Raw genomic sequence first — 21,640 nt, 5'->3', positions numbered from 1 at the left:
CTCCTCATTGAACTCGATGATGTTCACGTCGCTCTGCACTTCCAGCTGGCTGACCGCGGGAATCGGGATACCGGCGGCGAAGGCGATCACGTCCAGCAGGCCGTCCTGGAGCTGGCCGCCCAGGTCGGTCCAGCCGCCGTTGCGGCGCTGGAAGTCGACGCCCAGGGTCTCGAGGATCGCCGGGAAGTAGGTGTCGGAGGTGGAGCCGGCCGGGCCGAAGCCGATGCGCGCGCCGTCGGGAATCTCGCTGATGCTGGTGATGCCGCTGCTGGCCAGGGCGGTGATGGAGAAGGGCGTCTCGTACATGGGGAACATGGCGCAGACGTTGTCCAGCACCATGCCCGGGGCCAGCGGGCTCTGCCCGGCGACGGCGTCGGCGGCGGGACCCATGGTGGTCATGCCGAAGGCGATATCGCCGGTATGCACCAGCGCCAGGTTCTGCACCGGCCCGCCGGTCACTTCGCCGCCGCCAGAGAGGCCCAGTTCGTCGGCGATCATATTGGCCCAGCCGGAACCATAGACGAAGTAGGTGCCGCCCTGGCTGGCGGTGCCCATGGTGAAGCTTTCGGGCCAGTCGCTGCGATCGGCCTGGACGGCACCGGCGGCCAGCAGGCTGCCGCCGAGGGCGAGGGTGAGGAGCGGGCGTGAGGTAAGGCGCATGGCGTCTCTCCTGAGGCAGTTATGATTGTGAGCGTTGCCTCCTGGTTATAGCCAAATGCGCGCCAGTCGAGATTTACTCCTTCTATATCAGTTAGTTATTGATTCTGTCTTCGACCTTGGTCGAATCCTTGGAGGCGGTGGATGTGCGAAGTTTCGCACCTTTTTCGCGGCTCTCTGTGCGGGAATCCGCACAAGCTCAGGCGGGGGTTGGGCTGTCCGCTGGCGTTTGCAGGCCGTCATCCCGGCTCCTGGGCTCGCTCAGGGCGGCGATCAATCGCTGGGCCTGGTGCAGGTCGTTCATCAGGGTGCTGGCCTGCCAGGCGCTGAGTTCGCCCCCCTTCAGTTGTTGGGCTAGCTCCCGTTGCAACTGGCGGCGTACCGCCGCTACCGGGGCGGCGATGGCCCGGGAGGGGGCCTCGGCGGCCAGGCGGTTGAGGGCCTCGGCCAGGGCCTGGCGCAGGGCATCATGGGCCCCGCGCAGAGGATCCCGGGGGCCGGCATGGTGGAGCAGGCTGCGCTGCAGCACCTCGCCGAAGCGCACCGCTTCCACCAGGCGCAGGCTGGCCTCCCGCAACTCTTCCAGGCGCTGCTCCTGGGCCTCGGTCAGGGGGACATCCAGGCGCGCGTGGAAGTCGAGGATCTCCGCCAGCAGCGGCTTGATACGCTCCCGGTAGCGGGCCTCCACCGGGGGCCAGGCCCGTGGGTCGATGGGGGCGGTGACCGCCGTTGGGGCGGGGGGGTGGCCGATCACCTCGGCGCTGGGTAGCAGGATCGCCGAGCAGAGCAGGTGATAGGTGCGGCGGTCGAGGCGCCGGTACTCCAGTTCCAGGGCGGTGACGGCGCTATCGGCATGGAGTCGGGCGGCGGGGTTGAGGTAGCGGGCCTCGGCGCTGGGGCGATGCGCCGGTTCCGGGAAGCGTCGCTCCAGCCAGGCGGCCAGGCGCGGGATCAAGGGCAGCATCAGGACGATGCCGAGCAGGTTGAAGAGGGTGTGGAAGAGCGCCAGCTTGAGCGGCCAGGCATCATCGGCGAGCCCCAGCAGGCGGCCCAGCAGGTCCACCAGGGCGGCCAGGGGCACGAGCAGCCCCAGGGCCACGCAGGCGGTGCTCAGGTTGAAGATCACATGGGCGCCGGCCAGGCGCCGGGCCGGGGGGCCACTCCCCAGGGCGCCAATCACCGCGGTGACGGTGGTGCCGATATTGGCACCGATGGCGATGGCCAGGGCCGGCAGGTAGGGCAACTGGCCGCCGGCCAGGGCCGCCAGGGTGATCAACAGGGTGGCGTGGCTGGACTGCATGATCACCGTGGCCAGCACGCCGAAGAGCACGAACAGCGGCCAGTGCCAGAGCCGGTCGCCGGCCAGCCCCTCCAGGCTCAGGCCATCCTGCCAGGCGGCGAAGCCCAGCTTCATGAAGTCGATGCCCAGGAACAGCAGGCCGATGCCCAGCAGCGCCCCGGCGATACCGGCCTGGTTGCCCTTGAGCCAGCGTCCGCCGAGCAGGCCCAGGGCCAGCAGCGGCATGGCGTACTGGGCCAGGTCGAAGCGCAGGCCGAGGCTGGCGATCAGCCAGGCACCGGTGGTGGTGCCCAGGTTGGCGCCGAACAGCAGGGCGATGGCCCCGGGCAGGGCCACCAGGCCGGCGCCGACGAAGGAAAGGGCCAGCAGGGTGACCAGGGAGCTGGATTGCACCAGGGCGGTGGCCAGGGCACCGACGCCGATGGCCCGCAGGGGGCGACGGGTGGCCGCATGCAGCCAGCGGTCCAGGGTGCCGCCGGAGAGGCGCTTGATCGCCTCCTCCAGGTGGCTCATGCCCCACAGGAAGAGGCCCAGGCCGGCGGCCAGGGTGGCCAGGTCGCGGCGCGCCAGCAGCAGTGCCGCCAGGGCGACCAGGCCAAACAGGGCCAGGCGCCCCAGGCGTCGTGCCTTGGCATCGGCCCCCACGGAATCAGCGGTCCTTGGGGTCGAGGATCTTCACCGTCTGGAGGGTGTCGCGGGCCTGGCTCTCGCGGATGCGGTTGACCCGAGTCTCCAGCTCCTGGGCCGTCTCCTCCTCGATGGGCAATTGCTCGAAGAAATCGCAGCTCACGCACTCCCGGTAACGCACCCCGTGCTGTTCCCAGGCACGGATCCGGTCCATGGCCGCGCAGCGGGGACAGATGGCGCCGGCGATAAAGCGTTTCTGGACGACCATAACGGCCTCTCTCGATGGGCCGCCGGGAGCCCCGGCGGCATGGGTTCAAGGCCATTCTACCTCAGGTGATGGCGGTGTCCTCAGGCCGCGCGAATCCCGCTATGGCGCAGCAGCGGTTCGATGCTGGGCTCGCGGCCGCGGAAGGCACGGAACAGCTCGGCGGCATCCCGGGCGCCGCCCTGCTCGAGGATCTCGCGGCGGAAGCGCGCCCCGGTGGCGGCGTCGAAGGTGCCGGCCTCCTCGAAGGCGCTGTAGGCGTCGGCGGAGAGCACCTCGGCCCACTTGTAGCTGTAATAGCCCGCCGCATAGCCGCCGGCGAAGATATGACTGAAGCCGTTCTGGAAACGGTTGAAGGTGGCCTTCGGCACCACCGAGACGGCATCGCGCACCTCGTCCAGCAGCGCCTGCACCTGGCCCGCACTCGGCGCGCGCAGCTCGTGATGGAGGCGGAAGTCGAACAGCGAGAACTCCAGCTGGCGCACCATGCCCATGGCGGACTGGAAGTTACGGGCCGCCTGGAGGCGCTGGAAGAGCGCCTCGGGCAGCGGCTCGCCGCTCTCCACATGGCCGGCGATCAGGTCGAGGCCCTCGCGTTCCCAGCAGAAGTTCTCCATGAACTGGCTGGGCAGCTCCACCGCATCCCAGGCTACGCCGTTGATCCCGGAGACGTCGGCCACCGTCTGCTTGGTGAGCATATGGTGCAGGCCATGGCCGAACTCGTGGAAGAGGGTGGTGACCTCGTCGTGGGTCAGCAGGGCCGGCTTGTCGCCCACCGGGCGGGTGAAGTTGCAAGTCAGGTAGGCCACCGGCAGCTGCAGGCCGCCGTCCTCGCAGAGGCGTCGCACCCGGCATTCGTCCATCCAGGCGCCGCCGCGCTTGCCCTCCCGGGCATAGAGGTCCAGGTAGAAGCCGGCGATGGGCTGACCCTGCTCGAGGATGCGGTAGAAGCGTACATCGGGATGGTAGCGGGGGGCCTCGGTGTCTTCGGCGAAGCTCAGGCCATAGAGGCGCTCCACCACCTGGAAGAGGCCGTCGATCACTCGCGGCGCCGGGAAGTAGGGGCGCAGCTGCTCCTGGGAGATGGCGTAGCGGGCCTCGCGCAGCTTCTCGCTGGCGTAGCCGATGTCCCAGGGCTCGAGGCGCTCGAGGCCCAGCTCGTCCCGGGCATAGGCGGCCAGCTCGTCGAACTCCTCGCGGGCTTGGGGTACGGCGCGGCTTGCCAGGTCTTCGAGGAAGTCGAGCACCTGGCGGGGCGACTCGGCCATCTTGGTGGCCAGGGAGTAGTCGGCGTAGGTGGTGAAGCCCAGCAGCTCGGCGAGCTCCTGGCGCAGGGCCAGGGTCTCCTCGATCACCGCGGCGTTATCGAACTGGCCCGCCTGGGGGCCCTGGTCCGAGGCCCGGGTCACGTAGGCGGTATAGACTTCCTGGCGCAGCGCCCGGTCGTCGGCATAGCTGATCACCGGATAGAAGCTGGGGAAGTCCAGGGTGATGCGGTAGCCCGCCTCGCCCTTGGCCTCGGCATTGGCGCGCAATGTCTCCAGGGCGCTGGCGGGCAGGCCGCCCAGGGTGGCGGCGTCGGGCAGCGACTTGTGCCAGGCCTGGGTGGCGTCCAGCACCTGGTTGGAGAACTGGTTGGCCAGCTCCGAGAGGCGGCTCTGGATCTCGCCGTAGCGCTGCTTCTGGGCCGGCGGCAGGTCGACGCCGGCGAGGCGGAAGTCGCGCAGGCTATTGTCGATGCTGCGTTGCTGGGCCTGGTCGAGGCGAGTGAAGGCGGGGGAGTCCTTGAGGGCCTGGTAGGCCCGGAACAGCCCCTCGTGCTGGCCTAGCCAGGTGCTGTAGTCGGAGAGCTTGGCCAGGCAGGCCTGGTAGGCCTCACGCAGGGCCTCGGAGTTCATGGTGGCATTGAGGTGGGATACCGGCGACCAGGCCTGGGAGAGGCGGTCGTTGAGGCCCTCCAGGGGCGCGGCCAGGCTCTCCCAGGTGGGCGGCTCCTGCTCGGCACGGGCCACCAGTCGCTCGATGGCCTCGCGGTTCTCGCTCAGCAGCTGCTCGATGGCCGGCACGACATGGTCGGGCAGGATCTGGCCGAAGGGCGGCAGCTCATGGGTTTCGAGCAGGGGGTTATGTGACATGCGGGCCTCGTCGCTAACGGTGAATAGCCCTTAGATGGGGATGCGGCGGCGGGGTTTCAATCGCCCGACTATCGACGCTGGGACTCTTTCACTCACCGGTCGTCTCCTGTTGAGGCACGGGGCTACCCCGGGGGCAGGCCATCGCGGGGCGCGGTAAACCCCTCCCGGGGCGCTACATTTGCCGTCCATGGCCAAATGACCCCCGCTCCGTCCCGCCCCCGGCGCCCCTGAGCCATTCGGCTGTGCCTGCCCGACTATCGACGCTGGGCGGATTGGCCGGCCTGGGCAGGCCTGCTAGGCTTGCGCCCTTATCGTCGGCCCAGGCCGGCCCGTGACACAAGGACAGCTCCCATGATGCACGAGACCCTGGAGCGCTGGGGCTCCCAGCGCGCCTTTATTCTCGCCGTGACCGGTGCCGCGGTGGGATTGGGCAATATCTGGCGTTTCCCCTATATCACCGGCGAGAACGGCGGCGCGGCCTTCCTGCTGCTCTATGTGGGCTTCGTGGCCCTGCTGGGCCTGCCGGTGATGATGGCCGAGATCATGATCGGTCGCGCCGGGCGGCGCAGCCCCATGCAGTCGCTGCTGCAACTGGCCAACCAGGCCGGCGCCACGCCCCACTGGCGCTGGCTGGGCTGGTTCGGCGGCCTGACGGTGTTCCTGATCCTCTCCTTCTATTCGGTGGTCTCCGGCTGGTCCATCGAGTACCTGGTGGAGGCGGTGCGCGGCGACTTCGTGGGGCGCAGCCCGGCGGAGGTGGGGGCCAGCTTCGAGGCCTTCCTGGCCGATCCGCTGCGCATGACCTTCAACCACACCCTCTTCCTGTTGCTGACCCTGTCGGTGGTGGCCGCCGGGGTCGCCAACGGCCTGGAGAAGCTCAATAACCTGATGATGCCGCTGCTCTACCTGCTGCTGCTGGTGCTGGTGGGCTATGCCGCCACCACCGACGGCTTCGGCACCGCCCTGGTCTGGCTGTTCCGGCCCGATCTCTCGGCGGTGACGCCGGTGGTGGTGATGCACGCCATGGGCCATGCCTTCTTCACCCTGGCGGTGGGGGCCTGTGCGCTGATGGCCTATGGGGCCTACATGCCCGATCACCAGAGCCTGCCCCGGGCCGCGGTGGCGGTGGCGGCGCTGGACGTCGCCGTGGCCCTGCTGGCGGGCATCGCCATCTTCTCGGTGGTCTTCTCCCAGGGCATCGACCCGGGCGAGGGGCCCGGGCTGATGTTCGTTACCCTGCCCATCGCCTTCGCCGAGCTGCCCTGGGGCCAGCTGTGGCTGGGGCTCTTCTTCCTGCTGCTGCTGATGGCCACCTGGACCTCGTCCATCAACCTGGCCGAGCCTATGGTGGCGGGCCTGCAGGGGGTTGGGCTCAAGCGCGGCCAGGCCGCCGCCCTGGTCGGGGTGGCGGTATGGCTGGTGGGGCTGCTGTCGGTGTTCTCCTTCTCCAGCCTGGCGGAGGTGCACTGGATCGCCGGGATGAACTTCTTCGAGCTGGTGACCACCGTACCCACCGAGTTCTTCCTGCCGGTGGGGGGCCTGCTGATCGCCATCTTCGCCGCCTGGGTGGTGCCGAGGGATATCGCCCTGCGCGCCCTGGATGCGGGCCCCACCGGCTACCGGGTGTGGCGGACGGTGGTACGCTATGTCTCCATTCCCCTGACCCTGGTGGTGTTGTTTTCCACCCTGATCTGACAACGAGGGCGATGACGCCCCGGGAGCGACAAGATGCAAGAGGCACTGCGTAGCCATCGTGGCCTGACCCCTCGCCTCGGCGAGCGGGTCTATGTGGATCCCGCTAGCGTGGTGGTGGGCGATGTGGTGCTGGGTGACGACAGCTCGGTGTGGCCCATGGCGGTGATTCGCGGCGATATGCACCGCATTCGCATCGGTGCGCGCACCAGCGTCCAGGACGGCAGCGTGCTGCATATCACCCATGCCAGCGACTACAACCCCGGCGGCTATCCGCTGACCATCGGTGACGACGTGACCATCGGCCACAAGGCGGTGCTGCATGGCTGCACCCTGGGTGACCGTATCCTGGTGGGCATGGGCGCCATCGTCATGGATGGCGCCGTGGTGGAGGATGAAGTGATCATCGCCGCCGGCGCCGTGGTGACTCCGGGCAAGCGCCTGGAGAGTGGCCATGTCTACGCCGGCAACCCGGCCAAGGCGCTGCGCCCGCTCAAGGAGACGGAGCGGCGCTTCTTCGCCTACAGCGCCGGCAACTACGTCAAGCTCAAGGATCAGTACCTGGAAGAGTAAGCCAAGTCACAGCTGTCGGTGGTTTTTGTGGGGCTTGCCACGGAGAGCTTGGCCGTCATGCTTGAAAGGGATCTCCAACTGATTGTTTTCTCGGGCCATACCGGGCGATAATCTGGTTATTTGTCCAGTTATCGGGAGTCCCTCGCCGGCATGGCGAATTTTCATACCCATCTCGGCGTGGCCACCGCCATCGGCGCTGTCGGTGCCTACGGCGGCTGGCAGGTCGGGCTCTGGTCGGGCCTGGAGGCCTGGCCGCTGCTGGGTCTGGTGGCCTTCGGCGGCATCCTGCCGGACATCGACTCCGATCACTCCCGGGCAATTCGCCTGATCTTCAATCTGTTTGCCGTGCTGGCGGTGGTGGGCGGTGCCCTGCTGCTGCAGGGACGGCTCTCCCCCGGCGAGCTGCTGGTGGCCTGCGGCGGTCTCTATGTGGGGGTGCGTCACCTGGCCGGCGCCGTCTTCAAGCGCTTTACCGTGCATCGCGGCATCTGGCACTCGCTGCTGGCGGCGGGGCTGTGCGGCCTGGTGACCACCGCCCTGAGCTACCGGCTGCTGGCCCAGGAGGCGGGCCTGGCCTGGGCCCAGGGGCTGGCGCTGCTGCTGGGTTGCATCATTCACCTGCTGCTGGACGAACTCTATAGCGTCGACCTGGTGGGGGCGCGCATCAAGCGCTCCTTCGGTTCGGCGCTGAAGCTCTGTGACCTGCGCGAGCCGGGCAACTCGGCGCTGATGCTGCTGCTGGCGGTGGGGCTGCTGCCTTGGTTGCCCCCCTGGCCCCCGCTGATCGAACTGCTGGGCCAGGGCGCCCATCTACTACCGCGCTGGCAGTAGGTATTGACGGCTCATGCCAGTGGCCGTTTTCTCCCGCGGCTATCCCGGGGGTAGGCCTTCGCGGGGCGCGGTGAACCCCTCCCTGGGCGCTACATTTGCCTTCCCTGGCAAATGACTCCCGCGGCAGCCCACCCCCGGCGCCGCTCGACCTGGCGTCTTCGAGAGAAGCCTCAATGGCGGTACTCCTCGGCGCGTAGCCCGTACTTCTTCAGCTTGTCGTAAAGCGTTTTGCGGGGCAGGCCCAGCTGTTCGCAGGCGCCGGGGACGCTGCCTCGCTGGCTGATCAGCGCCTGGCTGATCAGGCTCTTCTCGAACAGCTCGACCTGCTGGGGCAGGGGCAGGCCGCCGTTGTCCGGGGTGGCGCCCTCCAGCAGGGCCTCGAGACGGTAGTCGTAGGCGGCACCCAGCAGCACATAGCGCTCCGCCAGGTTGCGCAGCTCGCGCACATTGCCGGGCCAGTCGTGGGCCAGCAGGGTCGAGATGCCGGCGGCATCCAGGGGCGGCGCCTCCAGGTCGCTGCGGTTGCCGGCCACCAGGGCGAAGTGCTGGAAGAGCAGCGGGATATCCTCGCGACGCTCGCGCAGCGGCGGGATCGGCAGGGTCACCACATTGAGCCGGTAGTAGAGGTCCTCGCGGAAGTCGCCGGCCTCGGCGGCGGCCTTGAGGTCCACCTTGGTGGCGGCGATCACGCGGATATCCAGGGCCACCGGCTCGTTGGCGCCGAGGCGCTCGATGCAGCGCTCCTGGAGCACCCGCAGCAGCTTGACCTGCAGCGCCAGGGGCATCGACTCGATCTCGTCGAGGAAGACGGTGCCGCCGTTGGCGTACTCGAACTTGCCGATGCGCCGCTCCAGGGCGCCGGTGAAGGCGCCCTTCTCGTGGCCGAACAGCTCCGATTCGATGATGCTCTCCGGCACCGCGCCGCAGTTGATGGCCACGAAGGGCCCCTCGCCCCGGGCGCTGCGGGCATGCAGGGCCCGGGCCACCAGGTCCTTGCCGGTACCGGTCTCGCCGAACAGCAGCACGTCCGCCTCGACCCGGCTGATGCGCTGGACCATGGCGGCCAGTTGCTGCATGGCCGGGGTGCGTCCCACCAGGCGCGGCCCGGGGGCGCCCTGCTGGGCCTCGAGCTCGGCCTTGAGGCGTCGGTTCTCCAGGCTCAGGCGGCGCTTGTCGATGCCGCGGCGCACCATCTCCACCAGGCGCTCGCCGGCGAAGGGCTTCTCCAGGAAGTCCCAGGCGCCCTGGCGCATCGCCTCCACGGCGGTGGAGATATCGCCATGGCCGGTGATCAGGATCACCGGCAGGTCCGGGTCGCGCTGGCGGATCTCGGCGAGCAGCGCCATGCCGTCCATGCCGGGCATGCGGATATCGCTGATCACCACCCCGGGGAAGTCCTCGGGCAGGGCGGCCAGGGCCGACTCGGCGCTCTCGTGGGCCTGGGGGGCGTAGCCGGCCAGCTCCAGGGTCTGGCCGGTGGTGATGCGCAGGTGGGGCTCATCGTCGATGATCAGGACCGGCGGGACATCGGCGCTATCCATGGGAGTGTCGCTCCTGGGTCGAAGGGGGCTCGGATGCCTCCGGGGATCGATCCCGGGGCAGGCGAATGGTGAAGCGGGCGCCGCCCTCGGGCAAGTTCTCGGCACCGAGGCGGCCGCTCAGGTCGGCGATGATCCGCGACGAGATCGATAGCCCCAGCCCCAGGCCGGTGCCCGGCGACTTGGTGGTGAAGAAGGGCTCGAAGATCCGCGATAGCTGACTCTCCGGGATGCCGGGGCCGTTGTCCGTTACCTCGATGCGTACCTCATCGTCCAGGGTATCGATGCCCAGGATCAGTCGCGGCGAGGGCGTCTGGGCCATGGCCTGGAGGGCGTTGCCGATCAGGTTGACCAGCACCTGCTCCAGGCGCACCAGGTCGGCGCGCACCCAGACCGGCGCCTCGGGCCAGCGGCGCTCCACCCTCACCCCGTCCTGGTCGAGGCGGGCCCGATAGAGGCGCAGGGCATAGCCGAAGCAGTCGCCCACCGAGACGCTGGTCAGCTGCTCGCCGCTCTTGCGGGAGAACTGCTTGAGCTGGGCGCTGATCTCCGCCATGCGCCCGGTGAGCTCGACGATCTCGGCCAGGTTGGCATCGGCGCGTTCGGCCTGCTGGCGGGCCAGGAAGGCGCGGGCGTTCTCGGCGTAGGAGCGAACCGCCGCCAGGGGCTGGTTGAGCTCGTGGTTGATGCCGGCGGCCAGTTGGCCGAGCAGGGCCAGCTTGGCGGCCTGAATCAGCTCGTCCTGGGTCTGGCGCAGGGTCGCCTCGGCGCGGCGGCGCTCCTCGATCTCATCGGAGAGGCGGCGGTTGCTCTCCACCAGGTCGCGGGTGCGGCGTGCCACGTTGCGCTCCAGTTCGTCCCGGGCCTGGGCCAGGGTCTGGCGTTCCCGCTCGGCGAAGTGCTCCCGCTGGCGGCGCAGGCGCAGGCGCTGCCAGCCCACGCCGGCCCCCAGCACCAGGATGCCGTAGAGGCCACCGGCCAGCAGCGCGGCCTGCCACTGGGCGGCCTGTACCGCCGTCAGTGGCTTGAGGATATGCATCTCCCAGCCCAGCTCGGGTAGCGGCCGCACCTGGCGCAGGAAGGTCTGGTCGCGCAGGGGACCGTGGGCGAAGGTCACCAGGTCACTGTGGTCGCCGCGCGGCTCCAGCCGTCGCAGTCCCGAGGGGGCCAGGGACTCGTCGGCGTAGCGGCGGGTGGCCAGCAGGTCGCGGCGCTCGGCGTCGCTCAGTGGCTTCAGGGCCGCCAGGCGTAGCTCCGGTTGGCTGGCCATGAAGATGATGCCCTGGCCATCCACCACCAGCAGTTCCGCCTGCTGCTCGGCCCAGGCGGCCTCCTGGGCGTCCAGCAGCACCTTGACCACCATGACGCCGGCGGGCTCCCGCTCGTCATCGGGCAGCCAGACCGGGGCCGAGAAGTAGTAGCCCCGTTCCAGGGACTGGACGCCCAGGCCGTAGAAGCGTCCCTCGCGACCGGCGATGGCATCGCTGTAGTAGCTGCGGAAGGTGTAGTTCTGGCCGATAAAGGTATCCGGCCGGTGCCAGTTGCTGGCCGCCAGGGTGTCCGCGTGGCGATCCAGCAGGTAGACATCGGAGACATCGGCGATGGCGCGGAAGCCGTCCAGCAGCAGGTTGAGGGACTGCGCCGAGTGCCGGGAGGGGGCCTCCAGGAAGCGCTGCACCGGCTCCCGGGAGGCGAGCAGCTGGGGCAGGTATTCGTGGCGGGAAAGGTGGCCCCGCAACCCGGCCACCGAGAGGCGCAGTTCGTTGTCGGCCTCGTCATGCAGTCGACTCAGGGCCTGTTCCCGGGCCACCTGGGTGGCCGGCCAGATCACCAGGGCCAGGCCCAGCAGGAGCAGTAGCGCCAGAATCGGGCGCAGGGCGCGGCGACTCATGGCGTGCCATGGGCCTGGGCGCGGCGCAGGGCGCGCTGGGCACGGGTCTCGGCGCGCTCCAGCTCCAGCAGCCCCTCCTCCACGAACACCAGGTGCTCATGGGCGCGCTCCCGGGCCCGTTCGGCGTCGCCGGCGAGAATCGCCTCGAGCAGGGCGCGGTGCTGTTCCATCAGTCGCGGGCGCGAGTCGGGCTTCTCGAACAGGTAGGCCAGGTTGTCGACGATGCTCTTCTCCAGCAGGTGGAAGATGCCGCGAATGGTGTGCAGCAGCAGCACGTTATGGGCCGACTCGGCAATGGCCAGGTGGAAGGCGGCATCCGCCTTGGCCTCCTGCTCCGGGTCGCGGCCGGCGAAGCTCGCCTCCAGCTCCTCGAAGCGCTGCACCAGCAGTGCCTTGTCGGCGGGGGTGGAACGCAGCGCCGCATAGTAGGCGGAGAGCCCCTCCATGGCGTCGCGAAACTCCAGCAGGTCGAGGTGAAATTCCTGGTGGCGGGCCAGCATCTCCAGCAGCGGGTCGCTGTAGCGGGTATTGAGCTCCTGGGTGACGAAGGTGCCACCGCCCTGGCGGCTGGTCAGCAGGCCGCGGGCGGCCAGCTTCTGGATCGCCTCGCGCAGGGAGGGGCGCGAGACGCCGAAGCGCTCCGCCAGTTCCCGCTCCGGGGGCAGGCGCTGGCCGGGCTGGAGGCTGCCCTCGATGATCATCGACTCCAGCCGTTCGGTGATCACATCGGCGAGGCGGGGCTGTTTGACGGTCTGGTAGGTCATGGCGTCCTGCGTTGCGATAATGCAATTGGTAATACCAATTCTACGGCATGTCACCGACCCGGGGCAAACTCGAGGCGGTGCGGCTTCTTGCCGGTTTTCAGAGACTTGCAGAGTCGTCGACGCGACCAAGACTAAAGTCTAGTGATCAATAAGTGGTAAATTGGGCGGCAGGGTTTGACACGGCATTTGGCGGCCTTTTAAGGTGCCTCAACGCTAGCTGTAAATTGGTTTTACCAATTTACCCGTCGAGGGCGGTGACCATGCATCCTGCCCCAGGAGACGCCATGACCCCCATCAAGTGTTATCCCCCCAAGCCGCCGAGGGTCTACCTCTTCGGCACCTGCCTGGTCGATCTGTTCTTCCCCGAGGCGGGCCTCGACGCCATCCGCCTGCTGGAGCGGGAAGGCATCGCGGTGGTCTTCCCCGAGGATCAGACCTGCTGTGGACAGCCCGCCTATACCTCCGGCTATCAGGACGAGGCCCGTGCCGTGGCCGCGGCCCAGCTCGAGCTCTTCCCCGAGCCCTGGCCCATCGTGGTGCCCTCCGGCTCCTGTGGCGGCATGTTGCGCCACCACTACCCCACGCTGTTTGCCGGCACGCCCCTCGAGGCCCAGGCCGAGGCGGTGGCGGGGCGGGTCTATGAGCTGACCGAGTTCCTGGTGCATGTCTGTCACCTGACCCTCGAGGATCGCGGTGAGCCGGAGACGGTGGCCATGCACACCTCCTGCAGTGCTCGTCGCGAGATGGGGCTGGCGGAGACTGGGCCGGCACTGCTCGCCCAGTTGGGGCAGGTGACCCTGGTGGAGCAGGCGCGCGCCGCCGAGTGCTGCGGTTTCGGCGGTACCTTCGCGGTGCGCCACCCGGAGGTCTCGGCGGCCATGGTCGAGGACAAGAGTCGCGCCATCGAGGCGGCGGGCGCCGAGCGCTTCGTCACCTCCGATTGCGGCTGCCTGATGAATATCGCCGGGCGGCTCGCTCATCGGGACTCCGAGGTCGAAGGCGAGCATATCGCCTCCTACCTGTGGCGGAGGGTCGGCAAATGAGTGTCGAGACCCCCGGCGTGCAAACCCCTGGTGTTCAAACCTTCACCCCCCAGGCCTTTCATCGTCAGGCCCATGATGCCCTGGGCAACCCGCAGATCCGTGCCAACTTCCGCAGCGCCATGGATGGCCTGATGGGCAAGCGCCGCGAGGCCTTCGCCGACTGGGAGCTGGAGGCGCTGCGCGAGCTGGGGGCCAGCGTGCGGCTGCGCGCCCTGGCCCAGTTGCCGACGCTGCTGGAGCGGCTCGAGGCCAACTGTCAGGCCAATGGCATTCGGGTGCACTGGGCCGAGGATGGCGAGGCCGCCTGCCGGCTGATCCGTGAACTCTGCGAGGCCCGCGGTGCCAAGGCGGTGATCAAGGGCAAGTCGATGGTCACCGAGGAGATGCACCTCAATGCCCACCTGGAGACGGCGGGGATCGAGGCCCTGGAGTCGGACCTGGGGGAGTACCTGGTGCAGCTCAATGACCAGACCCCCTCGCATATCATCATGCCGGCGATCCATCTCAATACCGACGAGATCGCCGATGTCATGCACGACAAGACCGGCATCCCGCACACCCGTGACGTGGACGCCATGACCGCCGCCGCCCGGGCCCAGCTGCGCGAACGTTTCATGGCCGCCGACGTGGGCATCACCGGGGTCAACTTCGCGGTGGCCGAGACCGGCACCCTCTGCCTGGTGGAGAACGAGGGCAACGGGCGCATGACCACCACGGTGCCGCCGGTGCATATCGCCGTCACCGGCATCGAGAAGGTGGTGGAGCAGCTGCGCGACGTGGCGCCCCTCTATGCGCTGCTGACCCGTTCCGCCACCGGCCAGCACGCCACCACCTACCTCAACATGATCTCCGGGCCGCGGAAGAGCGACGAGCAGGGCGGGCCCGAGGAGGTCCACCTGGTGCTGGTCGATAACGGCCGCTCCGCCATCTATCAGGACGACGAGCTCCTCGACACCCTGCGCTGCATCCGCTGCGGCGCCTGCATGAACCACTGTCCGGTCTATACCCGGGTCGGCGGCCACAGCTATGGCACCACCTACCCGGGCCCCATCGGCAGCATCCTGATGCCGCACCTGATGGGCCTGGAGGCCACCAAGGACCTGCCCACCGCCTCCAGCCTGTGCGGCGCCTGCGGCGAGGTGTGCCCGGTGAAGATCCCGATTCCCGCCCTGCTGACCCGGCTGCGCCGGGAGGCGGTGGGGGAGGGGCGCGGTAACGTGCCCGGCGCCGGGAGCAAGCGTACCAAGACGGAGGCCGCCGCCTGGAAGGCCTGGCAGTGGCTGGCGACGCACCCCGGTGCCTGGCGCGGCGCCGCCGGCGTGGCCGGCAAGCTGGGGCCCCTGACGCCCGGCAAGCTGGGCCCCTGGAGCGACCACCGGGTCGCCCCCAAGCCGGCCCGGCACTCCCTGCATGCCCTGGTGAAGCGTCATCGCTCGACCATCGAGGAGGAATCATGAGTGCCCGCGAGACCATCCTGGGGCGGCTGCGTCGGCGCCTCGACGGCCCCCTGACGCCCCCCGTCAGCGACTTCTCGGTGATGAGCGGCCGTGGCTGGAGCCGGGAGGAGCGCCTGCGCCGCTTCACGGCCTGGATCACCTCGGTACATGGTGAGGTGATTCACACCCCCCGAGCCGACTGGACCCAGGCCCTGGCCCGGGTGCTGGCCGACAAGGGCATCCGGCGCCTGGCCCTGGGGCGGGCGCACCCGGTCGCCGCCGAGGCCCGGGCCGCCCTGGCCGAGGCCGAGGTCACCCTGGTCGATGCGGATCGCCCGGTGGACGCCTGGCGGGAGGAACTCTTCTTCCGGACGGAGGCGGGGCTGACCTCCACCGGCGGGGGCGTCGCCGAGACCGGCAGCCTGTGGCTCTGGCCGACCCCGGACGAGCCGCGGCTGCTGAGCCTGGTGCCGCCGATCCATATCGCCGTGCTGGATGCCGAGGCGATCGAAGAGACCCTCTTCGACGTCATGGAGCGCCACGCCTGGGGCCAGGGAATGCCCACCAATGCGCTGCTGATCTCCGGGCCCAGCAAGACCGCGGATATCGAGCAGACCCTGGCCTATGGGGTGCACGGCCCCCGGGAACTGGTGGTGCTGCTGCGCCACTGAGAACACATCAACCACAGCAATAACAAAGAGGGGGCGCCGGCGGCGCTTCCCGGGGTCCCCTGTGCCCCGCTCGCCGCCGCGCCCCGGGGAGACCCTATGAACGACACGCTACTCTCGCTACTCGCCTTCGCCCCCCTGGTCCTGGCCGGGGTGCTGCTGGTGGGGCTCAACTGGCCGGCGCGGCGCGCCATGCCGGTGGTACTGCTGGCCACCGTGGCCATCGCCCTGTTCGCCTGGGAGATGAGTCCGCTGCGGGTCACCGCCTCGGCGCTCCAGGGGCTGATCCTGACGGCGGCGATCCTGTGGATCATCTTCGGCGCCATCCTGCTGCTCAATACCCTCAAGCACTCCGGGGCGATCACCGCCATCCGCGGCGGCTTCTCGTCGATCAGCCCCGATCGCCGGGTCCAGGCGATCATCGTCGCCTGGCTGTTCGGCTGCTTTATCGAGGGCGCCTCCGGCTTCGGCACCCCGGCGGCGGTGGCCGCGCCCCTGCTGGTGGCGCTGGGCTTCCCGGCCATGGGGGCGGTGATGATCGGCATGATGATCCAGTCCACGCCGGTCTCCTTCGGCGCCGTGGGCACGCCCATCGTGGTGGGCGTCACCGGTGGCCTGGATCGCGCCGCCATCAGCGAGCGCCTGGTCGCCGAGGGCTCCAGCTGGGAGGTCTTCTATCAGTTGATCACCTCCGGGGTGGCGATCACCCACGCCCTGGTCGGGATCCTGATGCCGCTGCTGATGTGCATGATGCTGACCCGCTTCTTCGGCCGACACCGCTCCTGGAAGGATGGGCTGGCGGTGGCGCCCTTCGCGCTCTTCGCCGGCCTCGCCTTCGTGGTGCCCTATGCCGCCGCGGGGGTCTTCCTGGGACCGGAGTTCCCGTCGATGATCGGCGCCCTGGTGGGCATGGCCATCGTCCTGCCCGCCGCCAAGGCCGGCTTCCTGCTGCCCAAGACCCAGTGGGACTTCGCCCCGGCCAGCGAGTGGCCCGCCGCCTGGCTAGGCAATATCGAGATCAAGCTGGACAACCTGACCGGCAAGTCGCCGATGCCCCTGGCCCTGGCCTGGCTGCCCTACCTGCTGCTGGCGCTGTTGCTGGTGGTGTCCCGCGTCTTCCCCGAGGTGAAGGCCTTCTTCACCGGCTTCCTGGCCTTCGGCTGGAACGATATTCTCGGCGAGGCGGGGGTCTCCGGGAGCATTCAGCCCCTCTACCTCCCCGGTGGCATCATGGTAGTGGTCGTGCTGGCCACCTTCCTGCTGCATCGCATGCGCGTCAGCGAACTGCGTGCCGCCGTGGGCGAATCGTCGCGCACCCTGCTGGGGGCCGGCTTCGTGCTGGTCTTCACCATTCCCATGGTGCGGATCCTGATCAACTCCGGGGTCAACGCCGCCGACCTGCCCTCCATGCCGGTGGCCATGGCGGAACTGGTCTCCGAATCGGTGGGTCAGGTCTACCCGCTGTTCGCCTCCAGCATCGGGGCCCTGGGGGCCTTTATCGCCGGCTCCAATACCGTCTCCAACCTGATGCTCTCCCAGTTCCAGTTCAGCGTCGGCGAGCTGCTGGGCGTCTCCGGGGTGTTGCTGGTGGCCATGCAGGCGGTAGGCGCCGCCGCCGGCAACATGATCGCCATCCATAATGTGGTGGCCGCCTCCGCCACCGTGGGACTGCTGGGCCGGGAAGGGCAGGTGATTCGCATGACCGTCATTCCCACCGCCTATTATCTGCTTGTCTCGGGTATCCTGGCGCTGCTGGCCGTGGGCCTGATGGGTGGCCTGGATCCCCTGGTGGGCGGCCTGATTGGCGGATAGGAGAGAGACGATGCAGACGACAGCCGTGGAGACCCTGGCGCCGGCCTATCGGGAGCTGCTGGAGGCCCTGCGCCCTCACTTCCCCGAGGCGCGGCTGATCCATGACCCGCTGCGCACCCTGGCCTACGGCACCGATGCCAGCTTCTACCGGTTGATTCCCCAACTGGTGGTGCGGGTGGAGGACGAGCCCGAGCTGCAGCGGGTGCTCGGCGAGTGTCGCACCCGGCGCCTGCCGGTGACCTTCCGCGCCGCCGGCACTTCCCTCTCCGGCCAGGCCATCACCGACTCGGTGCTGATCCAGCTGGGGCGCGGTTGGCAGGGCGCCGAGGTGCTGGAGGAGGGGGCGGCGATCCGCCTCGAGCCCGGGGTGATCGGTGCCCGGGCCAATCGGCTGCTGGCGCCCTATGGGCGCAAGATCGGTCCCGATCCGGCCTCCATCAACAGCTGCATGATCGGGGGGATCGCCGCCAACAATGCCTCGGGGATGTGCTGCGGCACCGCCCAGAACAGCTACCGCACGGTGCGCGATATCCGCGTGATCCTGGCCGACGGCAGCCTGCTGGATACCGCCGACGCGGCCAGCGTGGCGACCTTCCGCGAGAGTCATGGCGAGTTGCTGGCGAGCCTCGAGGCACTGGCCACCGAGACCCGCGGCAATGCTGCGCTGGCCGAGAAGATCCGCCACAAGTATCGGCTCAAGAACACCACCGGTTATGCCCTCAATAGCCTGGTGGACCATGCCGACGGCATCGAGATCCTCAAGCACCTGATGATCGGCTCCGAGGGGACCCTCGGCTTTATCGCCGCCATCACCTACCGCAGCGTGGTGGACGAGGCGCACAAGGCGGCGGCGCTGGCCTTCTTCCCCGATATGGCCACCACCTGTCGCGCCACCATCGCCCTGAAGCGCACCCCGGTGGCGGCGGTGGAATTGATGGATCACGCCGCCCTGCGCTCGGTGCAGGACCAACCCGGCATGCCGGAGTCCTTGCGTGGCCTGCCGGAGGGGGCCGCGGCGCTGTTGATCGATGTGCGTGGCGACACCGAAGCCGAGCTCCAGGCGCGGCTGGCGGCGGTGCAGGGTGCCCTCGAGGGCATTCGTACCCTGGAGCCGCTGACCTTCACCCGGGACGCCGAGACCTATGCCGGCTACTGGAAGATCCGCAAGGGCCTCTTCCCGGCGGTGGGGGCGGTGCGCGAGACCGGCACCACGGTGGTGATCGAGGACGTGGCCTTCCCCATCGAACGCCTCGACGAGGGGGTGGCGGCGCTGACCGATGCCTTCCGGCGCCACGGCTATGGCGACACCATCCTCTTCGGCCACGCCCTGGAGGGGAACCTGCACTTCGTCTTCCCCCAGGGCTTCGAGAAGCCCGGTGAGGTGGAGCGCTACCAGGCGCTGATGGACGAGGTGGCCCGACTGGTGGGGGTGGAGTACGGCGGTTCCCTCAAGGCGGAGCACGGTACGGGACGCAATATGGCGCCCTATGTGGAGCTGGAGTGGGGCAGCGATGCCTATGCGCTGATGTGGGAGATCAAGGCGCTCTTCGATCCCGACAACCTGCTCAACCCCGAGGTGATCCTGAGCCGCAACGCCGAACTGCACCTGCAGAACCTCAAGCCGCTGCCGGCGGCGGATGCCCTGGTCGACAAGTGCATCGAGTGTGGCTTCTGCGAATCGGTCTGCCCGTCGAAGAACCTGACCCTGACGCCGCGCCAGCGCATCGTGATCCGTCGCGAGCTGGCGCGTCTCGAGGCCCAGGGCGAGCAGCGCGACGAGGCACGCCTGGAGGCGTTGCGCCAGGCCTACCAGTATGACGGCGTGGAGACCTGTGCCGCCGATGGCCTCTGTGCCACCCAGTGCCCGGTGGGGATCAATACCGGCGACCTGGTGCGCGCGCTGCGTCATGAGGATAGCCAGGGGCAGGCGCGGCTGGCGCGGCGTCTTGGCCACCACTTCTCCGGCACGACCCGGGTGGCCCGCGGCTTGCTCAACCTGGCCGGTGGCGGGCGTGCCGTCCTGGGCGAGGCCGCCATGGCCGCCTTCAGTCGTGCCGCGCGGCGGGCCTCCGGCGATCGCCTGCCGCTGTGGCTGCCGAGCCTGCCCAGGGCGGCGCCGATTCGCGTGCTCAAGGCGGCTCCTGGCCAGGGGGCGGACAAGGTGGTCTATCTGCCCTCCTGCGCTACCCGGGTGTTCGGCGCCGCCCATGGTGACGAGGAGTCGCGTTCGGTGATGGAGATCACCCTGGCGCTGCTGGAGAAGGCCGGCTTCGAGGTGATCATTCCGGCGATTCCGGGCCATCTCTGCTGCGGGATGGCCTTTCAGTCCAAGGGGCAGTTCGACGAGGCGGCCCACAAGGCTCGGGAGCTCAACCGGGAGCTGCTGGCCGCCAGTCAGAATGGGCGCTACCCGGTGCTCTGCGATACCAGCCCCTGCACCCTGCGCATGCAGGAGAGCCTGGACGAGCGTCTCGAGCTGCTGGAGCCGGTGGCCTTCGCCCATGATCGACTGTTGCCGCGGCTGGACCTGGTTCCGCTGGACGAGCGAGTCGCCCTCCACGTGACCTGCTCCAGCACCCGAATGGGCCTGGCCGACAAGTTCGCCGCCCTGGCCCGGGCCTGTGCCAGTGAGGTGGTGGTGCCGGAAGGGATCAGTTGCTGCGGCTTCGCCGGCGACAAGGGCTTCACGGTACCGGAGCTCAATGCCTCGGCACTGGCCGGGCTGGCATCGCAGGTCGCGGGCTGCGAGGCAGGCTATTCCAATTCGCGCACCTGCGAGATCGGCCTGAGTCAGCATGGGGGCATCCCCTACCGCTCGATCCTGTCGCTGCTGGATCGGGCCAGTCGTCCGCGGATGAAGGGCGACGTCGAGGCCGGCTGAAAGTTTTTTACCAAAGTCCTTGCAAGGGGGCGGGGTAATCCGTAAAGTACGCATCCGCTGCCAGCGACGGCCATCGTCACCGGCGGCAATGAGTGGCAAAAGTGCTTGTTTCTGTTGGGTTTTTCGAAACCCGCTCGAGAAAAACGAGATTGACAGGGCGGCCAGATGCAGTAGAATGCATCGCCACGCCGACCGGCCAGTCGCCGGCCCGGAAGATCAGAAGTCGCCGCTTCGCGGCACGCTTCAGGATCGCCGAGCAGGGCTTGACAGTCACGGTCGAATCGGTAGAATGTCGCTTCCTCGCAGCGGCGTCGCAACAGCGACCAAAGCGAGCAGCTCTTTAACAATCGATCAGGTAATTCATGTGGGCGCTTGTCGGTGAGGCGGTGAGAAGTCACCAAATCATCAAGGCAAGCGATTCGTCAAAGATCTACGGATCTTTTTGAGAACGTTTGAACCTTGAGCCAAGTTTGGTTCGCTTTTGTTACCTTCGGGTGACAAGCAAGAACCGCAATGATTTTAAACTGAAGAGTTTGATCATGGCTCAGATTGAACGCTGGCGGCAGGCCTAACACATGCAAGTCGAGCGGAAACGATGGAAGCTTGCTTCCAGGCGTCGAGCGGCGGACGGGTGAGTAATGCATAGGAATCTGCCCGATAGTGGGGGATAACGTGGGGAAACTCACGCTAATACCGCATACGTCCTACGGGAGAAAGCAGGGGATCTTCGGACCTTGCGCTATCGGATGAGCCTATGTCGGATTAGCTAGTTGGTGAGGTAACGGCTCACCAAGGCGACGATCCGTAGCTGGTCTGAGAGGATGATCAGCCACACTGGGACTGAGACACGGCCCAGACTCCTACGGGAGGCAGCAGTGGGGAATATTGGACAATGGGGGAAACCCTGATCCAGCCATGCCGCGTGTGTGAAGAAGGCCTTCGGGTTGTAAAGCACTTTCAGCGAGGAAGAAGGCCTGAGGGCTAATACCCTTCAGGAAGGACATCACTCGCAGAAGAAGCACCGGCTAACTCCGTGCCAGCAGCCGCGGTAATACGGAGGGTGCGAGCGTTAATCGGAATTACTGGGCGTAAAGCGCGCGTAGGTGGCTTGATAAGCCGGTTGTGAAAGCCCCGGGCTCAACCTGGGAACGGCATCCGGAACTGTCAGGCTAGAGTGCAGGAGAGGAAGGTAGAATTCCCGGTGTAGCGGTGAAATGCGTAGAGATCGGGAGGAATACCAGTGGCGAAGGCGGCCTTCTGGACTGACACTGACACTGAGGTGCGAAAGCGTGGGTAGCAAACAGGATTAGATACCCTGGTAGTCCACGCCGTAAACGATGTCGACTAGCCGTTGGGTTCCTTGAGAACTTTGTGGCGCAGTTAACGCGATAAGTCGACCGCCTGGGGAGTACGGCCGCAAGGTTAAAACTCAAATGAATTGACGGGGGCCCGCACAAGCGGTGGAGCATGTGGTTTAATTCGATGCAACGCGAAGAACCTTACCTACCCTTGACATCGTGCGAACTT

General features: G+C 68.0%; 15 protein-coding genes and 1 rRNA gene. 9 read left to right on the top strand and 7 right to left on the bottom strand.

The window, feature by feature from the left end; all coding sequences use genetic code 11:
* The 4 genes from IHD13_RS17100 to prlC form a co-directional block, all read right to left on the bottom strand.
* Nucleotides 1–660: TAXI family TRAP transporter solute-binding subunit (locus IHD13_RS17100; protein WP_195862248.1), on the bottom strand; the 660-nt coding region annotated here is incomplete at its 3' end.
* Nucleotides 661–856: 196 nt separating this feature from the next.
* Nucleotides 857–2,602 carry a Na/Pi cotransporter family protein gene (locus IHD13_RS17095; RefSeq protein WP_195862247.1) on the bottom strand — a complete coding sequence of 582 codons (1,746 nt, stop codon included), beginning with the start codon at nucleotides 2,600–2,602 and terminating at the stop codon, nucleotides 857–859.
* A gap of 4 nt (nucleotides 2,603–2,606) precedes the next feature.
* Nucleotides 2,607–2,852: a YheV family putative zinc ribbon protein gene (locus tag IHD13_RS17090; RefSeq protein ID WP_195862246.1), complete on the bottom strand. Its 246-nt coding sequence runs from the start codon at nucleotides 2,850–2,852 to the stop codon at nucleotides 2,607–2,609.
* An 80-nt stretch (nucleotides 2,853–2,932) separates the two neighbouring features.
* Complete coding sequence (gene prlC / locus IHD13_RS17085) at nucleotides 2,933–4,984, bottom strand: oligopeptidase A (protein WP_195862245.1); 2,052 nt, start codon at nucleotides 4,982–4,984, stop codon at nucleotides 2,933–2,935.
* 354 nt (nucleotides 4,985–5,338) lie between these two features.
* Here prlC and IHD13_RS17080 point away from each other — a divergent pair, with 354 nt between their 5' ends.
* The 3 genes from IHD13_RS17080 (at nucleotide 5,339) to IHD13_RS17070 (ending at nucleotide 8,080) form a co-directional block, all read left to right on the top strand.
* Nucleotides 5,339–6,679, top strand: coding sequence for a sodium-dependent transporter (locus IHD13_RS17080; protein ID WP_195862249.1), 1,341 nt, complete (start codon nucleotides 5,339–5,341; stop codon nucleotides 6,677–6,679).
* A gap of 33 nt (nucleotides 6,680–6,712) precedes the next feature.
* Nucleotides 6,713–7,249 carry a gamma carbonic anhydrase family protein gene (locus IHD13_RS17075; RefSeq protein WP_195862244.1) on the top strand — a complete coding sequence of 179 codons (537 nt, stop codon included), beginning with the start codon at nucleotides 6,713–6,715 and terminating at the stop codon, nucleotides 7,247–7,249.
* A gap of 150 nt (nucleotides 7,250–7,399) precedes the next feature.
* The gene (locus IHD13_RS17070; protein ID WP_195862243.1) at nucleotides 7,400–8,080 is read left to right on the top strand and encodes a metal-dependent hydrolase; all 681 of its coding nucleotides are present in this window, start codon (nucleotides 7,400–7,402) and stop codon (nucleotides 8,078–8,080) included.
* Nucleotides 8,081–8,250: 170 nt separating this feature from the next.
* Here IHD13_RS17070 and IHD13_RS17065 read toward each other — a convergent pair whose 3' ends face one another.
* From IHD13_RS17065 to IHD13_RS17055, 3 genes are read right to left on the bottom strand one after another with little or no spacing between them, the layout of a single operon-like run.
* Nucleotides 8,251–9,621, bottom strand: a complete 1,371-nt coding sequence (locus IHD13_RS17065) for a sigma-54-dependent transcriptional regulator (RefSeq protein ID WP_195862242.1) — start codon at nucleotides 9,619–9,621, stop codon at nucleotides 8,251–8,253.
* Nucleotides 9,614–11,509, bottom strand: coding sequence for a sensor histidine kinase (locus tag IHD13_RS17060; protein ID WP_195862241.1), 1,896 nt, complete (start codon nucleotides 11,507–11,509; stop codon nucleotides 9,614–9,616). The genes IHD13_RS17065 and IHD13_RS17060 overlap by 8 nt, the downstream gene beginning before the upstream one ends.
* Nucleotides 11,506–12,273, bottom strand: a complete 768-nt coding sequence (locus IHD13_RS17055; RefSeq protein ID WP_195862240.1) for an FCD domain-containing protein — start codon at nucleotides 12,271–12,273, stop codon at nucleotides 11,506–11,508. The genes IHD13_RS17060 and IHD13_RS17055 overlap by 4 nt, the downstream gene beginning before the upstream one ends.
* Nucleotides 12,274–12,557: 284 nt before the next feature.
* Between IHD13_RS17055 and IHD13_RS17050 the strand changes: the two genes are divergently transcribed.
* The 6 genes from IHD13_RS17050 to IHD13_RS17025 form a co-directional block, all read left to right on the top strand.
* On the top strand, nucleotides 12,558–13,316 hold the full coding sequence (locus IHD13_RS17050) for a (Fe-S)-binding protein (protein ID WP_195862239.1): 759 nt from the start codon (nucleotides 12,558–12,560) through the stop codon (nucleotides 13,314–13,316).
* Nucleotides 13,313–14,773: a LutB/LldF family L-lactate oxidation iron-sulfur protein gene (locus tag IHD13_RS17045; protein ID WP_195862238.1), complete on the top strand. Its 1,461-nt coding sequence runs from the start codon at nucleotides 13,313–13,315 to the stop codon at nucleotides 14,771–14,773. The genes IHD13_RS17050 and IHD13_RS17045 overlap by 4 nt, the downstream gene beginning before the upstream one ends.
* Complete coding sequence (locus IHD13_RS17040; RefSeq protein WP_195862237.1) at nucleotides 14,770–15,423, top strand: LutC/YkgG family protein; 654 nt, start codon at nucleotides 14,770–14,772, stop codon at nucleotides 15,421–15,423. The genes IHD13_RS17045 and IHD13_RS17040 overlap by 4 nt, the downstream gene beginning before the upstream one ends.
* Before the next feature lie 96 nt (nucleotides 15,424–15,519).
* Nucleotides 15,520–17,232: an L-lactate permease gene (locus tag IHD13_RS17035; RefSeq protein ID WP_195862236.1), complete on the top strand. Its 1,713-nt coding sequence runs from the start codon at nucleotides 15,520–15,522 to the stop codon at nucleotides 17,230–17,232.
* A 10-nt stretch (nucleotides 17,233–17,242) separates the two neighbouring features.
* Nucleotides 17,243–20,113 (top strand): FAD-binding and (Fe-S)-binding domain-containing protein, encoded by a 2,871-nt coding sequence (locus IHD13_RS17030; RefSeq protein ID WP_195862235.1) that lies wholly within the window; start codon nucleotides 17,243–17,245, stop codon nucleotides 20,111–20,113.
* A 521-nt stretch (nucleotides 20,114–20,634) separates the two neighbouring features.
* Nucleotides 20,635–21,640: ribosomal RNA gene (locus IHD13_RS17025) — 16S ribosomal RNA — on the top strand; the annotation flags it as partial.

The organism is Halomonas sp. 328, from assembly GCF_015645095.1.
In the GTDB taxonomy this organism is placed as follows: domain Bacteria; phylum Pseudomonadota; class Gammaproteobacteria; order Pseudomonadales; family Halomonadaceae; genus Bisbaumannia.
The sequence above is the reverse complement of the archived record's forward strand: the minus strand, read 5'-3'. Positions and strand labels throughout refer to the sequence as shown.